Origin of the sequence: Micromonospora sp. BRA006-A (genome assembly GCF_033433935.1) — a bacterium.
GTDB lineage: Bacteria > Actinomycetota > Actinomycetes > Mycobacteriales > Micromonosporaceae > Micromonospora > Micromonospora aurantiaca.
The window spans coordinates 3720015-3746349 of sequence record NZ_JANCLW010000001.1; the positions used below are offsets into that span (position 1 = coordinate 3720015).

The 26335-nt window shown below is 74.6% G+C and carries 25 protein-coding genes; 7 read left to right on the top strand and 18 right to left on the bottom strand.

Going from position 1 to position 26335, the window contains the following annotated elements:
- Positions 1-17: 17 nt before the first annotated feature.
- The gene (locus NMK34_RS16935; RefSeq protein WP_318334229.1) at positions 18-1259 is read right to left on the bottom strand and encodes a glycosyltransferase family 4 protein; all 1242 of its coding nucleotides are present in this window, start codon (positions 1257-1259) and stop codon (positions 18-20) included.
- A gap of 123 nt (positions 1260-1382) precedes the next feature.
- Between NMK34_RS16935 and NMK34_RS16940 the strand changes: the two genes are divergently transcribed.
- A complete protein-coding gene (locus NMK34_RS16940) occupies positions 1383-1964 on the top strand; it encodes a low molecular weight phosphatase family protein (RefSeq protein WP_318334230.1) in 582 nt (193 codons plus the stop codon).
- On the opposite strand, the gene NMK34_RS16945 is transcribed toward NMK34_RS16940, so the two are convergent.
- Positions 1945-3393 (bottom strand): polysaccharide biosynthesis tyrosine autokinase, encoded by a 1449-nt coding sequence (locus tag NMK34_RS16945; RefSeq protein WP_318334231.1) that lies wholly within the window; start codon positions 3391-3393, stop codon positions 1945-1947. The two genes, NMK34_RS16940 and NMK34_RS16945, sit on opposite strands and share 20 nt — an antisense overlap.
- A 185-nt stretch (positions 3394-3578) precedes the next feature.
- On the opposite strand from NMK34_RS16945, the gene NMK34_RS16950 reads away from it, so the two are divergent.
- The gene (locus NMK34_RS16950) at positions 3579-5426 is read left to right on the top strand and encodes a nucleoside-diphosphate sugar epimerase/dehydratase (protein ID WP_318334232.1); all 1848 of its coding nucleotides are present in this window, start codon (positions 3579-3581) and stop codon (positions 5424-5426) included.
- A gap of 161 nt (positions 5427-5587) precedes the next feature.
- On the top strand, positions 5588-6889 hold the full coding sequence (gene nhaA / locus NMK34_RS16955; protein WP_318334233.1) for a Na+/H+ antiporter NhaA: 1302 nt from the start codon (positions 5588-5590) through the stop codon (positions 6887-6889).
- A 60-nt stretch (positions 6890-6949) separates the two neighbouring features.
- Here nhaA and NMK34_RS16960 read toward each other — a convergent pair whose 3' ends face one another.
- The 8 genes from NMK34_RS16960 to NMK34_RS16995 form a co-directional block, all read right to left on the bottom strand.
- Complete coding sequence (locus NMK34_RS16960; protein ID WP_013286558.1) at positions 6950-7153, bottom strand: hypothetical protein; 204 nt, start codon at positions 7151-7153, stop codon at positions 6950-6952.
- 122 nt (positions 7154-7275) lie between these two features.
- Positions 7276-7863 carry a TMEM165/GDT1 family protein gene (locus tag NMK34_RS16965; protein WP_128137940.1) on the bottom strand — a complete coding sequence of 196 codons (588 nt, stop codon included), beginning with the start codon at positions 7861-7863 and terminating at the stop codon, positions 7276-7278.
- 226 nt (positions 7864-8089) lie between these two features.
- Positions 8090-9055: an L-histidine N(alpha)-methyltransferase gene (gene egtD / locus NMK34_RS16970; protein ID WP_318334234.1), complete on the bottom strand. Its 966-nt coding sequence runs from the start codon at positions 9053-9055 to the stop codon at positions 8090-8092.
- A gap of 32 nt (positions 9056-9087) precedes the next feature.
- Positions 9088-9834, bottom strand: a complete 747-nt coding sequence (gene egtC, locus NMK34_RS16975) for an ergothioneine biosynthesis protein EgtC (protein WP_318334235.1) — start codon at positions 9832-9834, stop codon at positions 9088-9090.
- 9 nt (positions 9835-9843) lie between these two features.
- Positions 9844-11151: an ergothioneine biosynthesis protein EgtB gene (gene egtB / locus NMK34_RS16980; RefSeq protein WP_318334236.1), complete on the bottom strand. Its 1308-nt coding sequence runs from the start codon at positions 11149-11151 to the stop codon at positions 9844-9846.
- The gene (egtA, locus tag NMK34_RS16985; RefSeq protein WP_318334237.1) at positions 11148-12383 is read right to left on the bottom strand and encodes an ergothioneine biosynthesis glutamate--cysteine ligase EgtA; all 1236 of its coding nucleotides are present in this window, start codon (positions 12381-12383) and stop codon (positions 11148-11150) included. Before egtA ends, egtB begins: the two co-directional genes overlap by 4 nt.
- 155 nt (positions 12384-12538) lie before the next feature.
- Positions 12539-13300 carry a hypothetical protein gene (locus NMK34_RS16990; protein ID WP_318334238.1) on the bottom strand — a complete coding sequence of 254 codons (762 nt, stop codon included), beginning with the start codon at positions 13298-13300 and terminating at the stop codon, positions 12539-12541.
- A 1-nt stretch (position 13301) separates the two neighbouring features.
- The gene (locus tag NMK34_RS16995; RefSeq protein ID WP_262011675.1) at positions 13302-13937 is read right to left on the bottom strand and encodes an RNA polymerase sigma factor; all 636 of its coding nucleotides are present in this window, start codon (positions 13935-13937) and stop codon (positions 13302-13304) included.
- 507 nt (positions 13938-14444) lie between these two features.
- Between NMK34_RS16995 and NMK34_RS17000 the strand changes: the two genes are divergently transcribed.
- Positions 14445-15830, top strand: a complete 1386-nt coding sequence (locus NMK34_RS17000; protein WP_318334239.1) for a serine/threonine-protein kinase — start codon at positions 14445-14447, stop codon at positions 15828-15830.
- Positions 15831-15891: 61 nt separating this feature from the next.
- Here NMK34_RS17000 and NMK34_RS17005 read toward each other — a convergent pair whose 3' ends face one another.
- Both NMK34_RS17005 and NMK34_RS17010 read right to left on the bottom strand, forming a co-directional pair.
- A complete protein-coding gene (locus NMK34_RS17005; RefSeq protein ID WP_412098895.1) occupies positions 15892-16218 on the bottom strand; it encodes a hypothetical protein in 327 nt (108 codons plus the stop codon).
- Positions 16219-16267: 49 nt separating this feature from the next.
- Complete coding sequence (locus tag NMK34_RS17010) at positions 16268-16963, bottom strand: DUF305 domain-containing protein (protein ID WP_318334240.1); 696 nt, start codon at positions 16961-16963, stop codon at positions 16268-16270.
- Positions 16964-17101: 138 nt separating this feature from the next.
- On the opposite strand from NMK34_RS17010, the gene NMK34_RS17015 reads away from it, so the two are divergent.
- Both NMK34_RS17015 and NMK34_RS17020 read left to right on the top strand, forming a co-directional pair.
- Positions 17102-18553 (top strand): hypothetical protein, encoded by a 1452-nt coding sequence (locus tag NMK34_RS17015; RefSeq protein WP_318334241.1) that lies wholly within the window; start codon positions 17102-17104, stop codon positions 18551-18553.
- An 88-nt stretch (positions 18554-18641) separates the two neighbouring features.
- The gene (locus NMK34_RS17020; protein ID WP_318334242.1) at positions 18642-19256 is read left to right on the top strand and encodes an HD domain-containing protein; all 615 of its coding nucleotides are present in this window, start codon (positions 18642-18644) and stop codon (positions 19254-19256) included.
- A gap of 26 nt (positions 19257-19282) precedes the next feature.
- On the opposite strand, the gene NMK34_RS17025 is transcribed toward NMK34_RS17020, so the two are convergent.
- Both NMK34_RS17025 and NMK34_RS17030 read right to left on the bottom strand, forming a co-directional pair.
- Positions 19283-20278 carry a carcinine hydrolase/isopenicillin-N N-acyltransferase family protein gene (locus NMK34_RS17025; protein WP_318334243.1) on the bottom strand — a complete coding sequence of 332 codons (996 nt, stop codon included), beginning with the start codon at positions 20276-20278 and terminating at the stop codon, positions 19283-19285.
- 48 nt (positions 20279-20326) lie between these two features.
- Positions 20327-20800, bottom strand: coding sequence for a DUF1203 domain-containing protein (locus NMK34_RS17030; protein ID WP_318334244.1), 474 nt, complete (start codon positions 20798-20800; stop codon positions 20327-20329).
- A 122-nt stretch (positions 20801-20922) separates the two neighbouring features.
- On the opposite strand from NMK34_RS17030, the gene NMK34_RS17035 reads away from it, so the two are divergent.
- Complete coding sequence (locus NMK34_RS17035; protein WP_318334245.1) at positions 20923-21798, top strand: transglutaminase domain-containing protein; 876 nt, start codon at positions 20923-20925, stop codon at positions 21796-21798.
- A gap of 45 nt (positions 21799-21843) precedes the next feature.
- Here NMK34_RS17035 and NMK34_RS17040 read toward each other — a convergent pair whose 3' ends face one another.
- The 4 genes from NMK34_RS17040 to NMK34_RS17055 form a co-directional block, all read right to left on the bottom strand.
- Positions 21844-23454: an asparagine synthetase B family protein gene (locus NMK34_RS17040; RefSeq protein ID WP_318334246.1), complete on the bottom strand. Its 1611-nt coding sequence runs from the start codon at positions 23452-23454 to the stop codon at positions 21844-21846.
- Between the two features lie 4 nt (positions 23455-23458).
- Entirely contained in the window at positions 23459-24418 is a 960-nt protein-coding gene (locus NMK34_RS17045; protein WP_318334247.1) for a hypothetical protein, read from the bottom strand.
- A 102-nt stretch (positions 24419-24520) separates the two neighbouring features.
- A complete protein-coding gene (locus NMK34_RS17050; RefSeq protein ID WP_318334248.1) occupies positions 24521-25315 on the bottom strand; it encodes an isocitrate lyase/phosphoenolpyruvate mutase family protein in 795 nt (264 codons plus the stop codon).
- Positions 25312-26316: a cytochrome P450 gene (locus tag NMK34_RS17055; RefSeq protein WP_318334249.1), complete on the bottom strand. Its 1005-nt coding sequence runs from the start codon at positions 26314-26316 to the stop codon at positions 25312-25314. The genes NMK34_RS17050 and NMK34_RS17055 overlap by 4 nt, the downstream gene beginning before the upstream one ends.
- Positions 26317-26335: the final 19 nt, after the last annotated feature.

A 26335-nucleotide genomic window follows, 5' to 3' on the forward strand; every position in this document is an offset into this window, starting at 1 on the left:
TTCGACACTCTGGTAATTCATCGGCTGTGTGCGAGGTTTGTTCGGTTCGAGGACCACGCGGCCGCCTCGTGCAGCAGCGCCTCGATCCGATCGACCCCGGCTCGCATCGACATGTCCCGCAGGTACGCGTCGCGGCCCCGTCTGCCCATGTCGAGCCGGGCGGCCGGCGGGATCGCGGCGGCCAGCCAGAAGCGGTCGGCCAGTGCCGCCCAGTCCTCCGGCGGGCAGGACAGGCCGGCGCGGGCCCGCTCCACCAGCTCCGCCGTCTCCCCCGCCGCGGAGGCGACCACCGGCGCGGCGCAGGAGAGCGCGGCCTGGAGCTTGCCGGGCACCCGGCCCCGCAGCTCCGGCAGGTCGCGCTGGGCCACGAGCTGGTAGTCGGCGGCGGCGTACAGCTGCGGCATGTCCACCGCTGACCGTCGCTCCAGGAACCTGACGTTGTCCGCGCCGAGGTCGGCGGCGAGCCCCCGCACCCGCCGCTCCTGCGGACCGGAGCCGACGAGCACCAGATCCATCCGGTCGCCGAGCGCGGCGGCCGCCCGGACCGCCGTCTCCAGATCCTGGCGCGCGCCGATCGTCCCGGCGTGCATCACCACGCAGCGGTCGTCCCGGCGGACCAGCCGCCGCACCGCCGGACCGGCCTGGGTGGGGCGGAAGATGCGCTCGTCGGTCCAGTTCGGCGCCGCGCGCACCCGGTCCGGGTCGGCCCCGGCAGCACGGACCAGATCCGCCATGGACGGTGAACCGACGGCCACCACCGCCGCCTCCCGGTGGAGGCGGCGGGAGGCCGCCTCCAGCCGCGCGGACCACCCGCCGTCCGGCGCCGCGCGACCGTCCCGCTCCGTCCACACGTCCTGCACGTGCAGGACCGTCGGCGTACGGCCGAGCAGCCGCAGCAGCCCGGTGGCGGCGAATGTGACCGCCGGGTGCCCGTAGACGTAGAGCGCGTCGACCCCGCGCAGCAGGCCCCGGCCGGCGAGCGCGGCGCTGCCGGCGAAGGACAGCCAGCTCGCGGTACGGGCACGCGCGGAGCCGTCGCCCGCGGCGTACCGGGGCACCCGGCGCACGGTCAGCCGCTCGCTGTGCGTCTGGTGCCGCCAGCGCTGCCGCCAGCCGGGATAGACGTGGCCGCCCGGGTAGTCCGGGAATCCGGTGAGCACCCGTACCTCGTGCCCCCGGGCCACCAGCTCCTCGGCCAGGCTGCCCGGGACGAACGCCGGCTCCGGCGGGAAGTGGTAGGTGAGGATGCCGACCCTCATGACCGCGCTCCCGGCGCGGCTTTCCGGACGGCCGGGCGCCGCACCGCGTACCATTCCCGCATCCCCTCTGCGTCCGGCCGCGACCGCCGGAAGAACGCCGTCGCGGCACCCTCCGTCGCGACCGTGCCGACGAGAGGGGTGCAGATGGTCGACGAGGTGCTCTTCGTCTGCCACGCGAACATGTGCCGGTCACCGATGGCGGAGTTCATCGCCCGCCGGATGCTGGCCGGCCTGCCGCTGGCGGTGGCCAGCGCGGGAACCGACGCGATCGACGGGGCGGCCATGCACCCGTACGCGGTCGAGGTGACCGCGGCCGCCGGCGCGGACCCGGCGGCCTTCCGCACCCGCCGGCTGCGTGCCGAGCACCTGACCGGTGCGGCGCTGGTACTGACCGCGACCCGCCGGCAACGCTCGGCCTGCACCTCGCTGGCGCCGGCCGCGCTGACCCGGACCTTCACGCTGCGGCAGTTCGCCCGGCTGGCCGCCGAGGCCCGCCCCGCCGAGGCCGAGGCGGACGCGGGCACGCCGTTGCGGGCGGCGGTGTCGGCCGCGGTCCGCGCCCGGGGGCGGCTGCAACCCGCCGCCCCCGGCGCGGAGGACCTGCGCGACCCGATCGGCGGTTCGCCCGCCGACTTCCGGCGCTGTGCCGAGGAGATCGAACGGTCGATCCGGCCCGTGCTCGCACTCATCGCGACAGCCGGGTGAGTTCCTGCGTCCGGTCGCCCACGGCCTTCGCGCCCCGCCGGGTGCCGGCCCGGTCGGCCGGTACGGAGGGTGCCGCGGGCGGCACGACCACCTTGTACGCCTCGTACTGGTAGGCGTCCGCCTTCGCCACCTTGGCCATGTTGAGCACGCAGCCGAGCAGGCGCACCGAGACCGAGCTGAGCGCGTGCGCCGCCGCGGCGACCTGACTGCGGGAGGTACGCCCCTGCTGGGTCACCAGCAGCGCGCCGTCGGCCTGCACGGCCACCACCACACCGTCGGTGACCGCCAGCAGCGGGGCGGTGTCGATGACCACGATGTCCGCCGAGTCCCGCAGCGCGACCAGCAGGTCCGCCATGGACTTGGAGCCGAGCAGCTCGCTCGGGTTGGGCGGGGTGGCGCCGCTGGGCAGCACCAGCAGGGACTTCTCGCCCCAGCGCTGCACCACGTCACCGACCTGGACGTCGCCGACGAGCACGTCGGTGAGGCCGACACCGCCGTCGAGCCCGAGGTAGTCGGCGACCTTGGGGCGGCGCAGGTCGGCGTCGATCAGCAGTACCCGCCAGCCCGCCTCGGCCAGCGCGATGGCGGTGTTGCAGGCCATCGTGGTCTTGCCCTCGCCCTGCAGCGCGCTGGTCACCGCGATGACCCGGGCCGGCTCGTGCACGTCCACGAAGCGCAGGTTGGTGCGCAGCTTGCGGACCGCCTCGGCCCGGGCGGAGGTGGCCGCCTCGCCGACGATCAGCGGCGCGGACCGCGCACCGGTCTCGTACGGGATCTCGCCGAGCAGCGGGCTGCCGGTCACCCGTTGCAGCCCGGCGCCGTCGCGCATCCGGACGTCGGCCACCCCGCGCAGCACTGCCAGGCCGGCGCCGAGCAGCAGGCCGAGCACGCCGCCCAGGACCAGGTTGCGGGTGGGCTGGGGCGAGACCGGGTTGGAGGTGACCCGGGGACCGCTTACCACCTCGATCTTGATGGGTGGGGCCTTGCCGTCCGGCGGCGTCTCGACCTTGCGGACCAGCTCGGTGAACTTCGTCGCGAGCGTCTCGGTGGTCTTCAGCGCCCGGGTCTGGTCGGTGTCGGTGATCGTCGCCTTGAGCAGGACCGTGCCGGTCGTGGCGGTGGTCTGGATCCGGCTGCGCACCTGGTCGGCGGTGAGGCCGAGCGGCGCGTCGGCCACCACGCTCTGCGCCAGCCGGTCGCTGGTGAGCAGGTCACCGTAGGACTTCACCCGCTGCTGGAGGAAGAGTCCGCCCTGGTAGGCGTCGGTGACCCCCTGGCTGGGCGTGGTGACGAAGAAGGTCACCGAGGCCTCGTACCGAGGCGGGGTCCGGACCGTCACCAGCGCGGCGGCGCCCAGACCGAGCATCACCGTCACCAGCACGATCCACCAGTGGCGTCGGACCAGGCGCAGGTAGCCGAGAACGTCCATCACGCTCCCCCTCGCGACACGCCGGTCTGCCGATGAAACTGCACGAAAGCCCCCTAAAAACCCCAGTCGCCGTGCCAGGATCGAATCGCCTATTCACGACGTTACGTGACTGGACGACAGTAAACGACCGAACAGGCACAGACGGTCTAATCCTTTCAATACGGATAGGACGTAGAGGGCAGCCCATGGATCGTGATGCGATCACAGCCGTTCGACCCCCCGGCCGGATCACCCACCGCGCCGCCACCCTTTCCCTGTTAACGCTGGACACGGCCGCGTGGTGCGGAGGTTTTCTCGGCGCCGCCTGGACGCGGTACGAATTCGACCTCACCGCCGCCGCGAGCGCCCGTACGCTCGGCCTGGCGCTGGCCTGCGCCGCGCTGTACGCCGCGCTCACGCTGCTGCGGTCCTGGCTCTACGGCCGGTACCCGATCGGCAGCGCCGGCGACGCGCGGGGCCTGGCCGCCACCGTCGCGCTCGTCGCGGCGGTCGGCTTCGTCGCCCTGCTGCCGTGGACGGAGCACCCGGTCCCGGCCAGCACGCCGCTGGTCGGCGGTGCGGTGGCACTCGTGGTGATGGCGACCGCCCGCGGACTCTGGCGGGGCTACGCCGACCGCCGGCCGCCGAACGCGGGACACGCCGAGCGCTGCCTGGTCTACGGGGTGGACACGGCGAGCGAACGCCTCGTCCGGGTGCTGCTGCACGACGCGGACAGCAGCTACCGGCCGGTGGGCCTGCTCGACGACGCGCCCGAGAGCCGCGGCCTGCGGCTGGAAGGGCTGCGCGTGCTCGGCGGCCGGGAGCAGATCGGCGTCGCCGTCCGGGCCACCCGGGCGAGCACCGTCATCTTCTCGATGAGCGGCTCCGACCCGCAGCTGCTGCGCGACGTCCGCACCCGCACGCTGGAGGCCGGGGCGGCGTTCAAGGTCCTGCCGCCGGTCCGCGAGGTCCTCGACCGCCCGGTGGCCGCCACCGACGTCCGCGATCTTCAGCTCACCGACCTGCTGGGCCGCGCGCACCGGGTGGCCGAGCTGAGCGTGGAGCGCGGCGGGCTGGCCGGGCGCCGGGTGCTCGTCACCGGTGCCGGCGGCTCGATCGGCTCGGAACTGTGCCGGCAGATCGCCCGCTGCGAGCCGGACGAGCTGATGATGCTCGACCGGGACGAGTCCGCGCTGCACGCGCTGCAGATGTCCCTGCACGGGCGCGCGCTGCTGGACGGGCCGGAGCTGATCCTGGCCGACATCCGCGACGCCGAGGGGATCGCCCGGGTGATCGCCGACCGGCAGCCCGACGTGGTGTTCCACGCCGCCGCGCTCAAGCACCTCACGCTGCTGCAGCGCCATCCCGGTGAGGCGATCAAGACCAACATCCTGGGTACGTTGAACGTGCTGGAGGCGTGCCGGGACGTCGCCGAGTTCGTGAACATCTCCACCGACAAGGCGGCGAACCCGGTCAGCGTCCTCGGCTACTCCAAGCGGATCACCGAGCGGCTCACCGCGTACCACGCGCAGCGCCTGAACGGCAGATACCTCAGCGTCCGGTTCGGCAACGTGCTCAGCAGCCGCGGTTCGGTGCTCACCGCGTTCCAGGCGCAGATCCGGGCCGGGGTGCCGGTGACTGTCACCCACCCCGACGTGACCCGCTACTTCATGACCGTCCAGGAGGCGGTGCACCTGGTGCTCCAGGCCGCCACGATCGGCCGCGGCGGTGAGGCGCTGGTGCTCGACATGGGTGAGCCGGTCCGGATCGCCGACGTGGCCCGCCGGCTGGCCGCCGAGGCGGACCGTCCGGTGGAGATCGTCTTCACCGGTCTGCGCCCGGGCGAGAAGCTGCACGAGCACCTGTTCGGCGCCGACGAGGTGGACACCCGGCCGCTGCACCCGCTGATCTCCCACGTCCCGGTGCCCGAGCTGGACCCGGACGAGGTGCGCGGGCTCGACCCGTACGCCGACCCGGACGAGCTGATCAAGCGGATGGCCGCGTTCTGCGACCCGGTCGGGGCCTCCCTGCCGGCTCTGCCCGGGCAGCGCTGACCCGCCGGCCGAGGGGACGCTCCGCCCGAGTGGTGAGACGGGCGTCCCATCGGCCGGCTCGGCTCGCCGCGGGTGGCGGCGCCCGTTAGGGTTGATCCCGGTGTGCCGGGAAGCCTGGTCGGCGATGGTTCCGCCGACCCCAGCTTCCGAACGGACGCCGCATGCCCCAGCACACCCCGCCCCGCTCCCGCCTGCTGTCCCGCCGCTCCTGGCCGGAGGCCCGCTTCCTGGCCGACGTGCTTCGCACCGAGACCGTCGGCGGCGGCCTGCTGCTGCTCGGCGCGGTGCTCGCCCTGGTCTGGGCCAACTCGCCGTGGCGCGCCGCGTACGCCGAACTGAGCCACTGGGTGCCGTGGCCCGGCGGTGCCGGGCTGCACCTCGACCTCGACCTGCGCACCTGGGCCGCCGACGGGCTGCTGGCGATCTTCTTCTTCGTGGTCGGCCTGGAACTCAAGCGCGAGTTCGTCGCCGGTGACCTGCGCGACCCCCGGCGGGCCGCGCTGCCGGTGGTGGCCGCGCTCGGCGGCATGATCGCGCCGGCGCTGATCTACCTGGCGGTGACGCTCAGCGCCGGCGGCGACGGCCTGCGCGGATGGGCCATCCCGACCGCCACCGACATCGCCTTCGCGCTCGCCGTGCTCGCCGTCATCAGCTCCCACCTGCCGCAGGGGCTGCGTGCCTTCCTGCTCACCCTCGCGGTGGTCGACGACCTCTTCGCGATCACCATCATCGCGGTCTTCTACACCGACGCGTTCCACCCGCTGCCGCTGCTCGGCGCACTGCTGCCGATCGCCGCGTTCGGGCTGCTCGTGCAGCGCCGGCGGACCTGGTGGTGGGCGCTGATCCCGCTGGCGATGGCCGCCTGGACGCTCGTGCACGCCTCCGGCGTGCACGCCACGGTGGCGGGCGTGCTGCTCGGTTTCACCGTGCCGGTGCTGCGCGGCCGCGACGGCGCGCCCGGCCTGGCCGAGCGGCTGGAGCACCGCTGGCGGCCGGTCTCCGCCGGCCTGGCCGTGCCGGTCTTCGCCTTCTTCGCCGCCGGGGTGACGCTGGTCGGCGTGGACGTGGGCGGCGTGCTGACCAACCCGGTGGTGATCGCGGTGGCCGCCGGGCTGGTGCTCGGCAAGGTGATCGGCGTGTTCGGGTCGACGTACCTGCTCGCCCGGTTCACCCGGGCCGAACTGGACGAGGAGATCACCTGGGCCGACCTGCTCGGGCTGGCGTTGCTGGCCGGCATCGGCTTCACCGTGTCGCTGCTCATCGGCGAACTGGCGTTCGGTGCCGGCAGCCCGGAGGAGGACGGCGTCAAGGTGGCCGTGCTGCTCGGCTCGTTGATCTCCGCCCTGCTGGCCTCGGTGGTGCTGGTCCGCCGCAACCGGGTCTACCGGCGGATCAGCGAGCGGGAGAGCCGGGACGCCGACGGTGACGGCGTACCGGACGTCTACCAGGAGGGCCCGGCCTGAACCGGGGCGACGGGCGCGACCGTCCGGTCACGCCCGCCGCCACCCTCGACGCGGTACGCCTCAGCGCCGGCGCTCGGCCGGCCGCGGCTCGCGCTTGCGTTCCGGTTCCTCGAGCGCCTCGGCGGCCGGCGCGGTGAGGTCGTCACCGGGCACTGCCACCTGCTCGGCGCGGTCCTGCTCGTCCTCGCGCCCGCCCGGCGGCGGCTCCGGCGCGGTGGCGCCCCCGGCGAAGCCGTACTCGTTGGGCTCGTCGTGCCTGCTCATGGGCGGAACCTCCCGGTCGTGCCGATTCGTCCTCCGCCGGGCGGTCACCGCCACGGCGCTCACCCGGGCTACTTACCCACCGGAGCGCCCTCCGATCATCGGGCGCCGCCGCACCACGCACGTCAGGTCAGCTCGGAGACCGCCTCGAAGATCAGCCAGAGGCCGCAGATGGCGAACAGCACGGCCGCGCCGTAGCGGATGGTCCGCTCCGGCAGGTGCCGGCCGAGCATCCGGCCCACCAGGATCGCCAGCGCGTCCGCAGCCACCATGCCGAGCGTCGAGCCGAGCCAGGTGCCGAACCAGCCGTACTTGGTGGCCAGCGTGATGGTGGCGAGCATGGTCTTGTCGCCCAGCTCGGCCAGGAAGAACGCCACACCGACGGCGATGACGGCGGACCGGCCGCCGCGCTCGGCCTTGCGCTTCTCCTCCTCGGTCAGCTTGTCGCCGCGCAGCGTCCAGGCACCGAAGCCGAGGAACGCCAGACCGGCGATGAGCGAGATCCAGTCGGTGGGCAGGGCCGCGTTCAGGCCGTACCCGATGGCGACCGAGGCCAGGTGGACGACGGCGGTGGCGATCGTGATGCCGATGAGCACCGGCACCGGCTTGAACCGCGTGGCGAACGTCAGAGCCATGAGCTGGGACTTGTCGCCCAGCTCGGCGACGAAGATGACGCCGAAGCTGACCACCAGCGCGACGAGGAAACCCTCCATGTGAACCTTCCCGATCAAGCCGGGAGGAGGAACGGGGGCGCCCTCGACCCGGCTGCGACAGCCTGAGTCGAAGGTCTCGCCCGCCCCGGAGACCGGGGCCGCGTGGCCGGATGCGGAACGCACCAGTGTGTCGACCACGACATTGAGGGCTACTCCCCTTCGCGCCGCCAGCCTAGCCGATCACCGGCCGGCCCGGTCACCGGGTGTGGCCGGAGCCACGGCGGCCTCAGTCGGCGCGGGCCAGGCTCACCCCGAACAGCCCGTCCGGGTCGGTCCAGAACGCCCGCCTGTCGAACCCGGCGGCGGTCAGCTCGGCCGCGATCCCCTCCGGCCGGAACTTCGCCGACACCTCGGTCCGCAGCTCCTCACCGGCGGCGAACACCACGTCGGTGTCGAGCACCCGCACCCGGGCCGGGTGCTCGGCGCGCAACCGCATCTCGATCCACTCCCGCTCGGGATCCCAGACCGCCACGTGCCGGAACGCGTCGACGTCGAAGTCCGCGCCCAGCTCACGGTTGATCACCCGCAGCACGTTGCGGTTGAACTCGGCGGTCACGCCCGCCGCGTCGTCGTAGGCGGGCACGATCACGCCCGGATCCTTGACCAGGTCGGTGCCGACCAGCAGCCAGTCGCCGGTCTCCAGCGCCGCGCGCATCGCGGTGAGGAACTCGGCCCGTTCCACCGGCAGCAGGTTGCCGATCGTGCCGCCGAGGAACGCCACCAGGCGCCGGCCGCCGGTGGGCAGCCGGTCCAGGTGGCGGGTGAAGTCACCGACGATCCCCCGCACCCGCAGCCCCGGGTACGCGGCGGCGATCTGCTCGGTGGACGACCGCAACGCGCTCACCGACACGTCCAGCGGCACGAACGTGCCCAGGTCGCCGTGGCGGGTGAACGCGTCGAGCAGCAGCCGGGTCTTCTCCGACGAGCCCGAACCCAGCTCGATCAGCGTCTTCGCGCCGGTCATGGTGGCCACGTCGTCGGCGTGCGCGGCCAGCACCGCCCGCTCGGCGCGGGTCGGGTAGTACTCCGGCAGGCGGGTGATCTCCTCGAACAGCTCGCTGCCCCGGGCGTCGTAGAACCACTTCGGCGGCAGCCACTTCGGTGTCGCGGCCAGCCCGACCCGTACGTCCTCCCGCAACCCACGGTCGAGGTCCTGCTGCTCCAGGTGGATCTCCAGCGGCTCCGCGCTCATCGAGTGTCCTCTCTTGCGGTGGGTACGGATCGTCAGGCGGCGGTCGTGTCCCGCACGTCGAGCCCGCCCGTGGTCGCCACCACGAGCCGGCCGTCCGGCACGGCCCGCCAGGCCGGGTCGTCGTCGAACGGTTCGGACGCCAGCAGCACCGAGTCCGGGCCGCGGCGCACCGACAGCGCGTGACCGGCCGTGCTCGCCACCACCGTCGTACCGTCGGTGAGCAGCAGGTTCAGCCGGGAGCCGGGAGCGGCGGCGGTCACCGCCGCGACGGTGTCCGCCACCGCCTCGTCCGGCGGCGCGCCGGCCCGTAGCCGGTGCCGGACCAGCGCCCACAGCAGCGCCGAGTCGGTCGGCACGTCCAGGGTGATCAGGTCGCGGACGGGCAGGCCGGCAGCGAGCGGGACCAGGGTGTCCGGCCAGCCCCGCACCACGCCGTTGTGGCTGAACAGCCACCGCCCCTCGGCGAACGGCGCCGCCGCCGTCTCGTGCAGCGGCATGCCGACGGTGGCCGAGCGGACCGCGGCCAGCACCGCCCGTACCCGGGTCACGGCGGTCAGCTCCGGCAGCGTGGTGTCGCTCCACATCGGCTGGGCCCGCCGGTAGCGGACCGGGTCGCCGTCGCCGGGGTACCAGGCGACGCCGAAACCGTCGGCGTTTATGGTGCCGCCGCCGCGCATGTCACGCGGCGCCCACGACTGGCGCAGCAGCCCGTACGGCGGGTCGAACAGCAGGCTGGACAGCAGCACGGGTGGACCGAGGTACGCGAGGTGACGGCACATCGGGCCGGTTCACTCCTCCGGGCCGGCGTCACGGGCGCAGCGGAACCCGCTGAAGATCTGCCGCCGGATCGGGTAGTCCCAGTTGCGGAACGTGCCCCGGCAGGCGGACCGGTCGGTGCCGAACGAGCCGCCCCGTAGCACCCGGTGGTCGTCGCCGAAGAAGACCTCCGAGTACTCCCGGTACGGGAACGCGGTGAAGCCCGGGTGACCCCGGAACGGCGAGGACGTCCACTCCCACACGTCGCCGACGAGCTGGTGCACGCCCAGCGGCGAGGCGCCCGCCGGGTACGCGCCCACCGGCGCCGGCCACAGGTGCCGCTGCCCCAGGTTGGCGTGCTCGCCGATCGGGTCCTCGTCGCCCCACGGGTAGCGGCGGGACCGGCCGGTCACCGGATCCCAGCGGGCCGCCTTCTCCCACTCCGCCTCGGTGGGCAGCCGCTTGCCGGCCCACGCCGCGTACGCCTGCGCCTCGTACCAGCAGACGTGCACCACCGGCTCGTCGTCGCGTACCGGCGACCAGCGGCCGAACCGGCGGTACGCCCAGCCGTCCCCGTCGCGCCGCCAGTGCATCGGCGCGCTCAGGTCCGCCTCGACGCGGTGCCGCCAGCCCGCCTCGCTCCACAAGCGCGGCTCGTCGTACCCGCCGTCGGCGATGAACGCCCGGTACTGACCGTTCGTCACCGGCGCGGCGTCGATGACGTACGCGGGCAGGTCGACGGTGTGCGCCGGGCGCTCGTTGTCCAGCGCCCACGGGTCGGTGGAGGTGCCCATGGTGAACGGCCCGGCCGGCACCCGTACCTCCCCGCCGACCCGGGCCCGGGGCTCCGGCGGGGGCGGCGCGTCCAGCACCGGGGCGCCCGCGCGCAGCTGGTGGGTGGCGAGCATGGTCTCGTCGTGCTGCTGCTCGTGCTGCACGATCATGCCGAACGCGAACCCGTCGGCGACGAGCGGACGCTCGGTGAAGCGGATGCCGTCGAGCAGGTCGAACACCTTGTCGCGGACCGTACGCACGTACGCGCGGGCCTCGGCCGGCGGCAGCAGCGGCAGCGCCGGGCGGTCCTTGCGGGGCTGCTTGAACGCGTCGTAGAGGTCGTCGATGTCGTGGCGCACCGGTTCGCGGCCGCCGACGTCGCGGACCAGCCACAGCTCCTCCTGGTTGCCGACGTGCGCCAGGTCCCAGACCAGCGGCGACATCAGCGTGGAGTGCTGCCGCACCAGGTCGTCGTCGTCCACCGCGTCGGTCAGCAGCGCGGTACGGGCCCTGGTCCGCTCCAGTTCCGCGGCGATCCGGTCACGTAGTCGCTCGGTGGTGGTCACCGGTGTCCCCTCTCCGCGGCGGCGCGGTGCCGCCGGATCGCTCGATCGGTCTCGTCGTGGATGCCCTCCGGCAGGCCGAGCCGGGGCAGGGCCGTCAGGGCCAGGTCGAACAGCGCCGCCGCGGCGCTCGCCAGGGGACGCTCGGCCAGCCCGCACCGGGCCGCCGCGCGCCACCGGCCGGCGACCGGGCCGGCCGCCGCCAGCGCGTCCCGGGTGGTGGCCGGGTCGCTGAAGAGCGCCGTGAGCACCGCCAGCGGCACCGTCCACTCCGGGCCGGGCTGGGTGTCCAGGTAGCGCAGCTCCAGGTAACCGCGTGGGCGTACCGGCGGGAACAGCGTGCTGAGGTGGTATTCCAGGTCGCCGGTGGTGGGCGGGCGGGGCAGCGCCCCGGCCAGCCAGTCGGCGAACGTGACGCCGGGCGGCGCGGTCCAGTCGGGGCCGTCGCCGCGTACGCACAGCAGCGGCGCGGCGAGCGCGTACCGGGTCCAGGCCGCCACCGGATCCTCGTCGGCGCGCTCGGGCGACCACACCGGACGGGTCCGGGCCGGGTCGATGGCCAGCCAGGTGGCTATCCGGGCGGAGGCCCAGCCGGTGCGGCGGCCCGCGTGCCGGTCGGCGGTGGCGAAGGCGGCGAGCAGCGGCGGGCCGACGGCGTGCGCGGCGGCCCAGCGCTGTGCCAGGTGCTCCGGCTCGCCCGCGTCCAGGCAGACCTGGAGCCCGGCGGTGCTGTACATCATCGCCCGTCCCGCCGGGCCGCGCCGGTCGAAGGCGCAGCGCATGGCGCGGTACCGGGGGGTCTCCACGACGGGCCGGGGAAGGCGCCACGGGTCGATGCCGCTACGGCCGAGCACCAGGCCGGCGGCGTCCAGCCGGGCCCGCAGCTCGGCGACGTCGGCCTCGGTGGCCAGGATGAGCGCGGCGACAGTCGATCGCGGCGTGGCGGAGATCTCCACCTGCCCGCCGGGCTCCACGGTCACGGCGCCGCCGCGCCGGAGCTCGTCGGCCGGGCTGGTGGGGTCGAGGGTCACCGGGCTGTGCCGCCCCAGCGCCTCGCGTAGTCGCTCGCGGTCGACCGGCCGGGCCGGGTCCGCGGCGTCGTGCACGGTCCATTCCAGTTCGACGCCGACGAGTGCGGGTGGACCGGTCTTGAAGCAGATCCGGGCGAGGTGGCCCCGGGCCGCCTCCTCGTCCCCCAGGACGACTGCGCGGTCCAGGTCCGGCGACATCACCATGGGACGGCTCCTCCTCGGCGATGGGCGACGACGTCGTCGCGACGCGCCCGGCCGGGACGGCACGGGACGCCGCCCCACCATCCTCTGTCTAGCAGACGAGATCCGCTTGCCCGGAGAGATGAATTTTTGTCCGGAATCTGATTGCGCCGCGCCGCTCAGTCATCCGTCTCCCGGCCCGGGGGCTCGGGCTCCGGCGCGTCGTCCGGGCCCCCCGGCGGCGCGCCCACGAGGTTGCGGCAGTAGCTCTCCACCTGCTCGGGGCCACCGGCGGCGGCCACCAGGCCGGCGAAGCCCGGCTTGGTGAGCGCCTTCTCCCGCTGTCGTTCCGGCTTGGCCAGGTAGGCGCGGCAGTGGCCGGCCAGGCTCGCCCCACCGGCCGGGGGCGTGGGCGGCCGGCCCTTGGCGCTCGGCGTACCGGACGGGGCCGGCGCCGGCGGGGATTCCGCGCCGGACGCGTCACCGGCCGGGGTGCTCGGCGCCGGCCGGGACGGCCCGGTGACGGCGGGGCCGGTGCCCGTCGGTCCGGCGCCGGTGGGGGCGGCCGTCGTCGCGGGCGGCGCCACCGGCTCGGGGTCGTGGTCCAGGCGCACGGCGGCGAACGCCACCCCGGCGACGGCGGTGGCGGCGAGCCCGGCCACCGCGGCGGCGACCCGCAGGCGCCGGCGCGGGCGCGGCGCGATCACCGGCGCCGCCGCGGTCCCGGCGCGGGCCGCCCGGAAGGCGGCGAGCGCCTGCTCCTCCCCGGCGGCCTCGTCCGGGCCGGCCGGTCCGGCCGCGGCGGACAGCAGCCGGGTCAGCGGGTCGGCGTCGGCGCCCGGCGGCGAGCCGGCGCGAGCGGCGTCGAGCAGCCGGTCGGATTCCGCCCGGTCGGCGGGCCCGCCGGACCGGCGAGCGTGCATGCCGTCGTCTCCCCTCACGTCAGCCCTCCGCCGGCTCGGCCTCGGGCGCGTGCGGCACCTGGCGCTCGGTCCGCGGACGCGGCGCGACGGCGTCCCGGGTGTCCTCCGGCGCGGCCTGCGCCGCCGAGCGCTCCAGCAGCGCGGCGAGCCGGCGCAGGCCGCGGTGCGCGGCGGTGCGCACCGCGCCGGCCCGCCGGCCCAGCACCCGCCCGGCGGTCTCCGCGTCCAGGCCGATGACGGCCCGCAGCATCACCGCCTCGGCCTCGGCCGGCGGCAGCGTACGGATCAGCGCGAGCGCGCTCTCGGTGGCGATGGCCTCACCGGCCCGGTCCGCGGTGTCGACGTCGGCGGCCAGGTCGTTGAGGGCCTGCACCGGCACCGGCACGGAGGGCCGCCGCCGCTGCCGGCGCAGATGGTCCATGGCCCGGTTGCGGGCGATGGTGACCACCCAGGCGCGGAACTCGCCGCCGGTGAACGACGGCAGGTCGCGGGAGATCTGGAGCCACGCCTCCGAGGCCACGTCCTCGGCGTCGGCGCCGACGAGGGCGGTCAGGTAGCGCAGCAGCGCGGGTTGCAGGCTGCGGTAGAGGAACCGGAACGCCTCCTCGTCCCCCGCCTGCGCCGCGGCGACCGCCTCGTTCAGTTCGGCCGTCACGCGCGCCGCCCCACCCGGATGACGACCCGGAGCCGGGCGTCAACGGGTGCCAGTGACCACACCGCCATCCGCACTCGGCCCCCCGGTGAGCTGAATCAGGCACCCGCACGAGGGTGCGGTGCGCCGTGGACACTGCCGCGCGGCACGGGCGTCGGCGGGACATACCGTACCGGCGTCCGGGGGCGGCCGGGAGTCGGGCCGACGCCGGGGCGGGCCGGGTGGGTCGGCAAGCCTCCGCACGGCGGAGAAACAGAGAGAAATGTCTACCTGCGTCACCGGCGTGTCGGGGTAACACCGGCGGCGGTCGCGACGCTCCGCGAATCGGACCCCCGCCGGGGCGGCAGGCCGGGAGCGCGGGGGCACGTCACTTTCTGGCCGATCGTACCGGGTCGATCACGATCAGCCGATCGGCGTCCCGGGTGCCGGACACCCGCCCGAACGGCCGGGCCGGACCGGCCGCGGATATCGCGGGAAATACTTCGGGCCTGCTGTGGGTACGGTATGGGGGTGCTGTCCTCAGACGTCGTACTCAGCGGTCGGTACCGCCTGGATGACCGTGTCGCCACCGGCGGCATGGGCGACGTCTGGCGTGCCACCGACCTTGTCCTCGGTCGCCCGGTCGCGGTGAAGGTGCTGCTTCCCGCCCTGGTGTCCGACCCCGACTTCATCGCCCGGTTCCGTTCCGAGGCCCGGATCATGGCCTCGCTGCGCCACCCCGGCGTGGTCCAGGTCTTCGACTGCGGCGAGGACGACCTGCCCGGCGGCGGCCGGGCCGACTACCTGGTGATGGAGTTCGTCGCCGGTGAGCCGCTGTCGCGGCGGATCGAAACCGCCGGGCAGCTCGAGGTCGCAGAGACCATGTCGATCGTGGCCCAGGTGGCGCAGGCGCTGCACGCGGCGCACGGCCGCGGCATCGTGCACCGGGACGTGAAGCCGAGCAACCTGCTCGTGCAGGACGACGGCACCGTGGTCCTGGTCGACTTCGGGGTGGCCCGGTCGACGAACGTCACGAGCATCACCAGCACGAACGCGGTGCCGGGAACCGCCCTCTACATGGCGCCGGAGCAGGCCGCCGGCCGGCCCGTCTCGGGCGCCACCGACGTGTACGCGCTCGGCGCCGTCGCGTACTGCTGCCTCACCGGCAGCCCGCCGTTCACCGGCGACAACCCGCTCCAGGTGGCCGTACGCCATCTCGACGACGAACCGCCGGAGCTGCCGGCGGAGATCCCGGCGTCGGTGCGGGAGCTGGTCTCCCGCGCGCTTGCCAAGGATCCGGCCGACCGTTACCCGAGCGCCGCGGCGATGGCCGACGCGGCGCGGGCCGCGCGTACCGACTCGCCGACCGCGACGGTGGCACTCCGCGGCGCGGCGGGTTCGGCGCGGTCCCGCGACGACCAGCCGGCGGTCCGCCCGGGCGCCGCGGTGGCGACGTCGCGGCGGCGGGGCCGGCGCGGCACGCTCGTCGGTGCGCTGGGCGCGGTGCTGGTGGCGATGGGTGCGCTGGGCGCGCTCGTGGCCGCCGCCAACGACACCGCCGAACCGGCCACGAAGATCGACAAGACGGCGCCCGCGGTGGTGCCGAGCGACCCGGCCGCGGAGCCGGTCGCCGACGAGCCGTCGGCCGTCGACGAGTACACCTACCGCCCGGTCGGCCCGGGCGGCCGGCCGTCGGCCACGCCCTCGGTGTCGCCGAGCACCTCGGCGACACCGTCGGCGCAGCCGAGCGTGACCGACGAGCCTGCGCCGTCGGCCGAGCCGAGCAGCACGCCGTCGAGCGCGCCGACGACGACGGCACCCACCACGCCGCCGGCGCCGGACCCGACCACCGCCGACCCGGGCAGCGGCACGGGCGGCGGCGGTGACACCGGCGGGCAGCCGGCCACCCAGCCCTGACCCACCACGAGCCGGCCCCGCCCACGGCGGAGCCGGCTCGTCCGTGTCCGGGCGGCGGTGCTCAGTCCGCGCCGAGCGACGCCACCACCGGCCGGGACAGCGCCCGGTGGGCCGGGAGGACCGAGGCGAGCGGCGCGGCCAGCCGCCGCATCTCCTCCAGCGCCGCCCGCCCGGTGTCGGCGACGTCGTGCAACTCGCGGGCGATGCGGGTGCGCTCCTCGGTGACGGCGGCGCGCGCCTCGGCCTCCCGTTCCCGTTCCCGTTCCCGTTCCAGCGTGGCGGCGCGTTCCTCCAGGCTGAGCACGTAGAGCCGGCGGGTCCGCAGGTTCAGTCCGGCCAGGAAGACCGCGCCGACGATCAGGGTGCGACCGAGGATCAGGCGGTTCACGATCCCCAGCCCAGGCCCGCCCCTGCGTCCTCCCCCGCCCGCTCCCAGGTCAGGGGGTCAGCAGGGCCTGCATGCGGCTGATCTCGGCGGACTGCTCGACGGCCACCGAGGTGGCGAACTCCTGCATCGGCTGGTCGACGCCGACCTTCAGCAGGTCGGTGGACATGACGATCGCGCCCCGGTGGTGGTCGGACATCATCTGCACGAACAGCTTGTCGAACGCCGCGCCGCGGGCGTCGGCGAGCCGCCGCATCGCGTCCGGGGACTGCATCCCGCGCATGCTGCCGTGGTCGTGCCCGGGTACGTCGGCCGGCAGGTCGCGCGTGCTGAGCCAGGCGCGCAGCAGGCCGACCTCCGGCCCCTGCGCGGCGCGGATCCGGTCGGCGACGGCGCGCACCCGCGCGTCGGCGGCGCGCTCGGGCGCGAGGGCGGCCATCTCCAGGGCCTGCTCGTGGTGCGGGATCATCATCCGGACGTACCAGACGTCGAGGCTGTTCCAGCGGGGCGTGGTGACACCCCGGACCTGTTCGGCCGGGCGGGTCGCAGCGGGCTCCCCCGGGCGTCCCGGCACCACCACCGGCGGCGCCGACCCGGCGGCGCTCGCGCTCGGCGCGGCCGGCGCGGCGGTTCCGGCCGCCTCCGGGGTACGGGTGTCCTCGCGCCCGGTCAGCGCCAGCGCGCCGACCACCACGAGGGTCACCAGTGCTGTGACGCCCACCCACACACGCGCCTGCCGGCTGGTCATACGACGCCTCCTCCGGTCAAGGTGACAGCGATCCTATCCATAGACGAAAGTTCCCATGTGTGACCCAGATCACATTGATGGCCGTCTCAAATAGGTAAGGTGTGGCGAATCATGACCCCCTTTCGAAGGGTGTTGCCGATGATCAGCATCCGCACGTCCCGAATCCGGATCGTCAGCCTGGCCGCCGCCGGCCTGCTGCTCGCCGGCGTCGTCGCCGCGCCCCCGAGCAGCGCGCAGGAGATCCCCCGCGCCCAGGCCGCGCCGGCCACCGTGGACAGCGCCGTCCCCGGTGTCGACGAGATCTCCAGCAGCCCCAACCTGCGCCAGGTGGCGAACCTGCCCAAGCAGGCGCCGTTCGACACCACTGCCGCCCTCGGCACCGACATCGCCTTCCAGGGGCGGTACGCGTTCGTCGGCAACTACGACGGGTTCGTCGTCTACGACGTCTCCCGCCCGAGCCGCCCGGCGATCGTGTCCCAGGTGCTCTGCCCCGGCTCGCAGAACGACATCTCGGTCCACGGCAACCTGCTGTTCCTGTCGACCGACTCCTCCCGCAGCGACGACTCCTGCGCCAGCACCACTCAGTCGGCGTCGGTGAAGGAGTCCTGGGAGGGCATCAAGATCTTCGACATCCGGGACAAGCGCAACCCGCGCTACATCAAGTCGGTGGAGACGGCGTGCGGCTCGCACACCCACACCCTGGTGCCCGGCAAGGACAAGCGGAACGTCTACCTGTACGTCTCCTCGTACAGCCCGCGGGCCGAGTTCCCGGACTGCCAGCCGCCGCACGACTCCATCTCCATCGTCAAGGTGCCGGTGAAGAACCCCACCACCGCCTCCGTGGTCGCCACGCCGAACCTGTTCCCGGACGGCGGCTACCCGGGCATCCCCGGTCAGTCGTCGGCCACCACCGGGTGCCACGACATCACCGCGTACCCGTCGAAGGACCTGGCCGCCGGCGCCTGCATGGGTGACGGCGTCCTGCTGGACATCAAGAACCGTGAGGCGCCCCGGGTGATCGAGCGGGTCACCGACGCGGAGAACTTCGCGTTCTGGCACTCGGCCACGTTCAACAACGCCGGCACCAAGGTCGTCTTCACCGACGAGCTGGGCGGCGGCGGCGCGGCCACCTGCAACGAGGTGGTCGGCCCGAACCGCGGCGCGGACGCCATCTACGACATCACCGGCCGCGGTGACGCCCGCAAGCTGGAGTTCCGCAGCTACTACAAGATCCCCCGGGTCAACGCCGACACGGAGAACTGCGTGGCCCACAACGGCTCGCTGATCCCGGTGCCCGGCCGCGACATCATGGTCCAGGCCTGGTACCAGGGCGGCATCTCGGTGTGGGACTTCACCGACTCGCGCAAGCCCAAGGAGATCGCCTACTGGGAGCGCGGTCCGCTGGACGCCTCGCAGCTGCGTACCGGCGGTTCCTGGTCGGCCTACTGGTACAACGGCCACATCTACTCCAGCGACATCCAGAAGGGACTGGACGTGCTGGAGCTGCGTGACCCGCGTACCTGGCTGGCGCAGTTCCTGCTGGTGCCCGAGCTGAACGTGCAGACCCAGGCCGGTTACCTGAGCTGGTGACACGCCGACCGTCGCCGGGCCCGGTGCTCCCCCTCGCGGGGACGCCGGGCCCGGTGCGGTTCCGGGACGGAGACGGAAACACGCACCAGTGACGATCGACGACCGGACGGCGGTGCCGAGCGACACCCTGATCCGGGCCCTGCACGAACGATTCGCGCCGTCCCGGGAGGCGTTGCGCCTCGTCTGGACGCACTGCCGGATCGTCTGCGACATCGCCGGACAACTGCTCGACAGCAGCGGCGTGAACGCGGACGCCGCCGTCGTGCGGGCCGGCAGCCTGCTGCACGACATCGGCGTCTACCGCCTCTACGACACGGCCGGGCGACTCGACGAGCGGAACTACGTACGGCACGGCGTGCTGGGTCACTCGCTGGCACGGGAGGCGGGGCTGCCGGAGGTGATCGCCCGGTTCTGTTCCCGTCACACCGGCGTCGGAATCACCCCGGCGGACGTGCGCCGGCAGGGCCTGCCGATCCCGGCCGCCGACTACACGGCCGGCACCGTCGAGGAACACCTCGTGATGTACGCCGACAAGTTCCACAGCAAGACCACGCCACCGGCGTTCGTCTCCGCCGCCTCCTACGCGGTCGCCGTGCGGCGCTTCGGGGCGGAGAAGGCCGATCGGTTCGCGGCACTCGTCGAGCGGTTCGGCGAGCCGGACCTGCCCACGCTCGCCGACAGGTACCAGCAGCCGATCGTCTGAGGGGCACGGTGCCACCGCGGCCCTGGTCAGTCGCTCATCGGCAGCCGGTAGTCGCGGGTGCCGCCGCCGGCCGTGACCACGCGCACCTCGCCGCTGCGCAGCCCGTACGTCACCGACCAGCGGGTGTGCGACTGGCGTACCGCGTTCAGCAGCCGCAGCGCACCGGCCGCGTCGACCACCCCGCCGGTGCGGTCCAGCTCCTTCGCCAGCACCCCGTACCGGTGGTCCTGGCGCAGTTCCCGGTCCGGCACGCCGACGGCGGGCACGTTGGTCAGCGCCTGCCACGGGCCCTGCCGCCGGTCCACGGAGAGCTTCCCGTCGACGAACTCCACCACGGCGGAGGCGCCGGTCGCGTCGGCCAGCAGGTAGTGCAGCGGCGGCCCGCCGTCGAAGTCGAGGTTGTAGCGCCGGAACACGGCGACCGCCTCGTCCACGGTGGCGGCCGAGTCGAGCACCAGGCGCAGGATGCGCACCGAGCCGACAGCCGGCAGTCCGGGCACCGGCTCGGCGCGTGCCCCGTCGTCGGCGGCCAGCCCGACCGCGAGACCCCGCTCGTTCATGCCGTCGAACGGCAGCAGCGGCGCGTCCAGCAGCCGCCGGTCCCCGGTCGGGTCGGCGGGAACACCCAGGTACGAGATGTCGACGAGGGAGATCGAGGCGTACCCGTCCGGCGGGTCGGTGCGCAGCACCAGCGCGGGATTGGGCTCCCAGTCGAAGTTGCGGGCGAACAGTGGGCGCTCCCGGTCGGCCAGCGCGGCGAACAGCGAGCAGCCGAACGGGCTCGGCGGCGTCGACCCGGCCAGCCCGGCGGTCGGGTCGTAGTCGCCGTCGTACGTCATCTCGTACATCGGCAGGTCGTCGATCTTGCGGAGGCTGGCCAGGGTCCGCTCGACCTGCCCCGGATCCTGCCGGGACGCGGTCGGTGAGCCGGCCGCGGCCGGCGGGCCGGACCGGCGGCTCTCCCCGCAGGCCGTGGCGAGCAGGAGCAGCGCGAGCCCGCCGGCGATGAGGGTCCTCCGCATGACAGCGACGCTAGAAGAGGCGTCCGCCGATGTCCATCCGGGACTCGGTCAGCTCCGCACGACAGCGAACATCCAGCAGCCGTACACCACGTTGCGGCTGTGCAGCCGGTCCACCGCCGGATCGGCGAACAGCTCCGCGATCACCGCCTCCGGATCGCCGCCGTCGTGCCGCCGTCCGCCCACGATGCGGCCCCGGCTGTCGTACGCGCGCAGCACCTGCTCCCGTCCGCGCCACCGCGACGGGTACGCCGTCACGTCGTCCGGGCCGGCGCAGCCGGCTGCGTGCGCGAACACCGGCCCCACCTCGCGGTACGGACCGGGTGGCAGCGGCGGGGCGTACCCGAACAACAGCAGCGCCTCGTCCGGCCGGGCGTCGCGCAGGCAGCAGCGCAGCGGCTCGCCGCCGGTGGCGCGCCGGTGCTCGGGCGGCTGGCCGGTGGCGTCGCGGCCGGTGCGCCGCAGCTCGGCCAGCGTCCCGGCGGTCAGCGGGCGGATTCCGAACACGGTACAGGTGGTCGTCACGGTCCCAGCCTGACGCGGCCCCGGCCACGGCGCTGGCGGTGATCGGACCTGGCGTTCGGGCACCGCGAGATTGCGGGCCGAGCGGGCACCCGCGGACCGCGTCCGGTGCCGACAATGGCCGGATGGACGTCGACGACTACCGGGCCCACTCCCCGTACAGCGATCCCCGCCACCACACGGCGCTGCTCGACGCCGTACCCGCCGGCCTGCCGACCGTCGCGGCGACCGCCCGCAACGTGATCGTCCACTACCGCGCCGGCGGCGTGGAGCTGCCGGACGTCCGCCAGGCCGAGGTGAACCTGCGCTGGATGGACCGCATCCTCGACACCGACCAGTCCCGGTTCCCGCTGCCGCTGACCGCCGAGCGCCCGGCCGCCGAGCGGGTCGCCGGCTGCTGCCGGGACCATGCGCTGTTCGTCGTCGCGGCGCTGCGTCAGCACGGCGTACCGGCCCGCAGCCGGGTCGGCTTCGCCGGCTACTTCGTGCCCGGCTGGCACCACGACCACGTGCTCGCGGAGTGGTGGAACGGCGAGCGCTGGGTCTGGTCCGATCCGGAGCTGGACCCGGGCGGCGAGCAGCCGTTCGACGGCTACGACATCGACCCGGAGGCGGGGCACTTCGAGTCGGCGGCCCGGGTGTGGCTGGCATACCGGGCGGGCCGGATCGACCCGGACACCTACGGCGTGGACCCGTCGCTGCCGATCCGCGGCGACTGGCTCGTCCACGACTACGTGCTGCTGGAACTGGCCCATCGGCACCGGGACGAGGTGCTGCTGTGGGACGAGTTCGGGGCGATGACCGAGGACCTGACCGGTGCCGACCTGACGCTTGTCGACGAGGTCGCGGCGCTGCTGGTGGCCGCCGACCGGGGCGACGCCGCCGCCGGGCGGGAGCTGGCCCGGCGGTACGCCTCGGACGCCCGGTTGCGTCCGGGGCCGACTGTGCGCTGCGCCGACCCGGTCTCCGGCGCGACCGCCGACGTGGACCTGCGGCGCTGACCCGCACGGCGACCGTGCGCCGGCAGGTCACCGAGGCCGCGCGGGCTAGCCGGGCAGTGGCGCCTCGTCACCTCGGGTGCGGCGCGGGTTGACCAGCCGCCGGACCATCGGGGCGGCGTTCCAGCGGGCCGCGCCGACCAGGTCCCGGGCGTGTTCTAGCACCGTGTAGTCGGGCCGGGCGATGCCCTCGGCGATGGCCCGGTCGAGGTCGTTGCCGCAGCGGGTGAGCACGCTGTCGAAGTCCCGGCGGACCGGTTCGAGCAGGTCGTAGCCGAAGGAACGGTGCAGCCGGGCGAACAGCGGCTTGTAGAGGCGGGCCCGTTCGTGCAGCCCGGACGAGTACGACATCGGGTTCTTCGGCCGCTGCCGTACGTACTCGGGTAGCAGGTCCGCGAAGGCCCGCCGGACGATCCACTTCTCCTGCCCGTCGCGGAGTTTCACGTCCAGCGGCAGCCGCATGGCCAGTTCGACGACGCTGAGGTCGAGGAACGGCACCCGGGCCTCCACGCCGTGCGCCATGCTGGCCCGGTCCACCCGTTGCAGCTCGGTCCGGCACAGGTTGCGGATCTTGTGCAGGAACAGCCGGCGGGACCGTTCCGGCCCGACCCGGTGGTACATCGGGTACCCGCCGAACAACTCGTCGGAGCCGTCGCCGGTGAGCACCACCCGGACGCCCAGCTCGCGCAGCCGCCGGAAGATCGGCACCGAGACGACGGCGTTGATGATGTCGCCGTACTCGGTCAGCTCGGAGATCCGGATCGCCTCGCGGACGTCGGCGAGCCGGATGTCACGCGGCCGCAGCTCGATCACCTCGTGCGGGACGCCGAGGTCGGCGGCGAGCCGCCGGGCGTACGCGACGTCCGGGCTCTCCGGGACGCCGATGGTGACCGCCACGCAGTCCGGGTGCAGTTCCCGGGCGTGCAGCAGCGCCAGCGAGCTGTCCAGGCCGCCGGAGAGCACCACGCCGACGGTGAGGTCGGTGTCCAGCCGGGCGCGCATCGCGTCGGTCAGCGCGACGCGGACCAGCAGGGCCGCCTCGTCCGGGTCGTCGATCACCGGCAGGCCGTCGCCGAGGGTGAGCAGGTCGACGTGCGGGCCCAGCCGGACCGGACGGCCGGGCTCGACCCAGCCGTGGTGCCCGGGTGCCACCTCGCCGATCGGCGCGCCGTGCCCGACCAGCGCCTTGACCTCGGAGGCGAGGTGCAGGCAGCCGGGCAGGCGGGACCAGTACAGCGGCTTGACGCCGAGCGGGTCGCGGGCCAGGTACGCCCGGCCGGTGTCGCGCTCGACGACGACGAACGCGTACTCGCCGCGCAGCCGCCGGACCGCGTTCTCGCCCCACTGGCGGAACGCGGCGAGCACCACCTCGGTGTCGCCCGCGGTCCTGAACCGGTGCCCGAGCCGGGTCAGCTCGGCGCGCAGCTCGTGGTGGTTGAAGACCTCGCCGTTGAAGCAGAGCAGGTGCCGCTCGTCCGGCGACATCCACGGCTGCACGGATCGTTCCCGGTCCACGATCTTCAGCCGCCGTACGCCGGCGAGCAGGCCGTTCTCCTGCCGGGTCTCGGTGACCTCACCGCGTGGTGCGAGCGCGGCGAGCATCCGCCGGAACGTCGCCGGGTCCGCCTCGGGGCCGATGCTCAGCGCGATGCCGCACACCGGGTCACACCCCCATCTCGGCCTCGTACGCGCGCCGGTAGCGGCGGCGGACGGCCGGGGCGAGACAGACGTGCCAGGCCTGTCCCTCGTCGACCACGTTCACCTCGCCGGCGTCCTGGCGGGCCAGCAGCAGCCCGGCCAGCGCCGGGCGGGCGCCGAAGCGGTCGTACCACTCCAGTTCGACGTCGGCGGCCCAGCCGAGGCAGTGCCCGCTGGGCACCATCGCCGCGTACCCGAGGCGGCGCAGCCGGTACTGGTGTTCGGCGCTGCGGGCCAGGCTGGTCACCCAGAGCGGCGGCGTGCCGTCCGGCGCGATCGCGGTGAACTCCCGGGCCAGGTCGTTGAGGAAGGCGATCATCTCGCGGCGGGCCCGGCGGAACAGCAGCCCGGCGGTACGCGGGGTGGCGTCCGGGCGCAGCCGCCGCCGGACGGCCCGCAGCCCGCGTCCCACCACTGTGGCGGGCTGTTCCTGGTAGCGGAACTCGAGCAGGCCGCGGCGGCGCAGCCATTCCAGGTCGACCAGTTCGGTGCTGGTGCGGACCTGGTCGTCGGTGAGGAACGTCGGGCTGTCCCGCCACCAGAGCACGTCGACGCGGGAGAGCAGGTAGATGCGGACCAGGGCAGTGAGGTCCTGCGCCGAGCTGCGCGCGTTGGGCTGGTAGCGGGCCATCTCCAGCAGCAGCGTCTCCCGGGCACCGATCAGGCCCTGCGGCGTGGCGTCGAGGACGGCGGCGATGGCCGGTTCGCGCAGCCGCTGGTCGAGCAGCACCTGGCGGGCGGTGGTGGACGGCGCGTCGGCGAGCGCGCCCACCTCGACCAGGAGTTCCGCCACCGCCGCCCGGTACGCGGACAGGTCCGGCTCGGTGCCGGCACGCCGGCCGGCGGCGGGCACCCGCCGGGCGGGAGCGGTGGACGTGACGGCGGGACCGGGCTGGCGACCGGGGCTGCGGCTGGGCACTCGCATGGTCTCCGTCCCCTCTCGGTCAGGACACGGCGTGATTGGGCCTGCACACACCGTAAAGACCGGAGAAGGCGCGATTGCTCCCATCTTCCCCGAAGTGCCCGATCAGGTGGCGGACGACGATGCCAGCGCCTGCACCTCCTCGTACCCGGGCGGCGCCGGTAGGCCCGCGTCGCACCCGGCGCCGATCGCGTCGGTCAGGTGCAGCGCCGCGCCGAGGGCGGCCCGGAACAGCAGCGAGCCGGTGCTCACCCGGGCCACGCCGAGCCGCCCGAGGGCGGCCAGCTCCGGGCCGCCGGGCCGGTACAGCACGTTCAGCGGCAACCCCGCCTCGGCGGCGAGCAGGCCGACCAGGTCGTCCGGCGCGCCCGGCACGAACAGGCAGTCGGCCCCGGCGGCCCGGAACGCCGCCGCCCGTCGCCGCGCCTCGTCCAGCGGTGCCGGCACGCCCAGCCACCAGGCGTCGGTGCGGGCGTTGACCACCATCCGCGGCACTGCGGCGCGGACCGCCGCGATCACGGCGGCGACGTGCTCCACCGGGGCCAGCCGCCCGTCCGGGCGCCCGTCCTCCAGGTTCACGCCGACCACACCGAGCGCGGCCAGCTCGCCGACGTAGCGCGCCACCTCGGCCGGGTCGTCGTGGAAGCCGTCCTCGACGTCCACTGTCAGCAGCGTCGGCAGGCGCCGCAGCCGGTACGCCAGCTCCAGCGTCTCGGCGCGGGTCGCCCGGACGGCGTCCGGCTGCCCGGCGGCCGCCGCCACGCCCAGGCTGGTCGTGCCGATCGCCTGATGGCCCCTGGCGGCGAGCGCCGCGGCGGAGGCGTGGTCCCAGGCGTTCGGCAGCAGCAGCGGGTCGCCGGGCCGGTGCAGCTCCCGGAACGCGCGGTACCTGTCGGTCATCGCCGGCTCCCCTCGATCAGCCTGCCGGAGGCGTGGCGCAGGACGTCGACCACGCCTGTCGCCAGGGCGAGCGCGTGCCGCTCCCCCGGGCAGCCGCGGGGACCGGCGCCGAAGGTCAGCACCTCGCCCGCCGGGTCGGCCCGGAACCGGTCCGGCTCCGCGAAGACGGCCGGGTCGCGGTTCGCGGCGTCGAACCGCAGCAGCAGCCGCTCCCCCGCCCGCACCACCTGGCCGCCCAGGCTCAGTGCGTCGGCGGCGACCCGGCGGGTGACCCGTACCGGCGGATCGAGGCGCAGCACCTCGGCGAGCAGCGTGGCAGTGGCGAGCCCGTCCGACGCGGCCCGTCCGTGCCGGACGGCCGCGTCGATCAGCCCGGCGGTCGCGTCGGCGGCCTGCACGAGCAGCCCGAGCCGGTTCGCCGTCACCTCGGCCGGTGCCTGCGGCGACAGGGCGAGCAGCGCCGCGACCGCCCGGTCCGCCCGCCGCTCGGCCGCCGCGTCGGCGCCCGGATGGTAGGCGGCGGCCACCGCCGCCACCTCCGTGACGGCCACCGCCGGGCATGAGCGATCGCACCGAGCGAAGCGAGGGCCGTGAGGGCATGCCCGGCCGGCACAGTCGGCCAGGCCGAGCCGTTCGGCGAGCACCAGCAGGGGTACGCGCCGAGCCGGGGTCATGTTCTCCTCACCCGGCAGGTCGAGGGCCCGCTCGGTCAGCCGTGCGGCGGCGAGGCGCAGGTCCTCCGGGTCGAGGACGTCCAGTGCCGCCACCCCGGCGGCTCGTCGCGCGGCGTGCCGGCCCGGCGGGCTGAACCGGCTCACCGAGGCGCGCAGCCACGCCACGGTCCCTTCCGGCCCGTCCGGGACGGGCGGCACCACGCAGCGGCTGTCGGTCAGAGCGGCGCGGACGTCGGCGTGCCGGGTGACCACCCAGCCCTCGTCGCCGAGCGCCGGTGGTCCGCAGGGCGGGGTGCCCGTTGGCGCAGGGATCGTCGGTAGTCGCATCGCCCGACCGTAGGGCGGG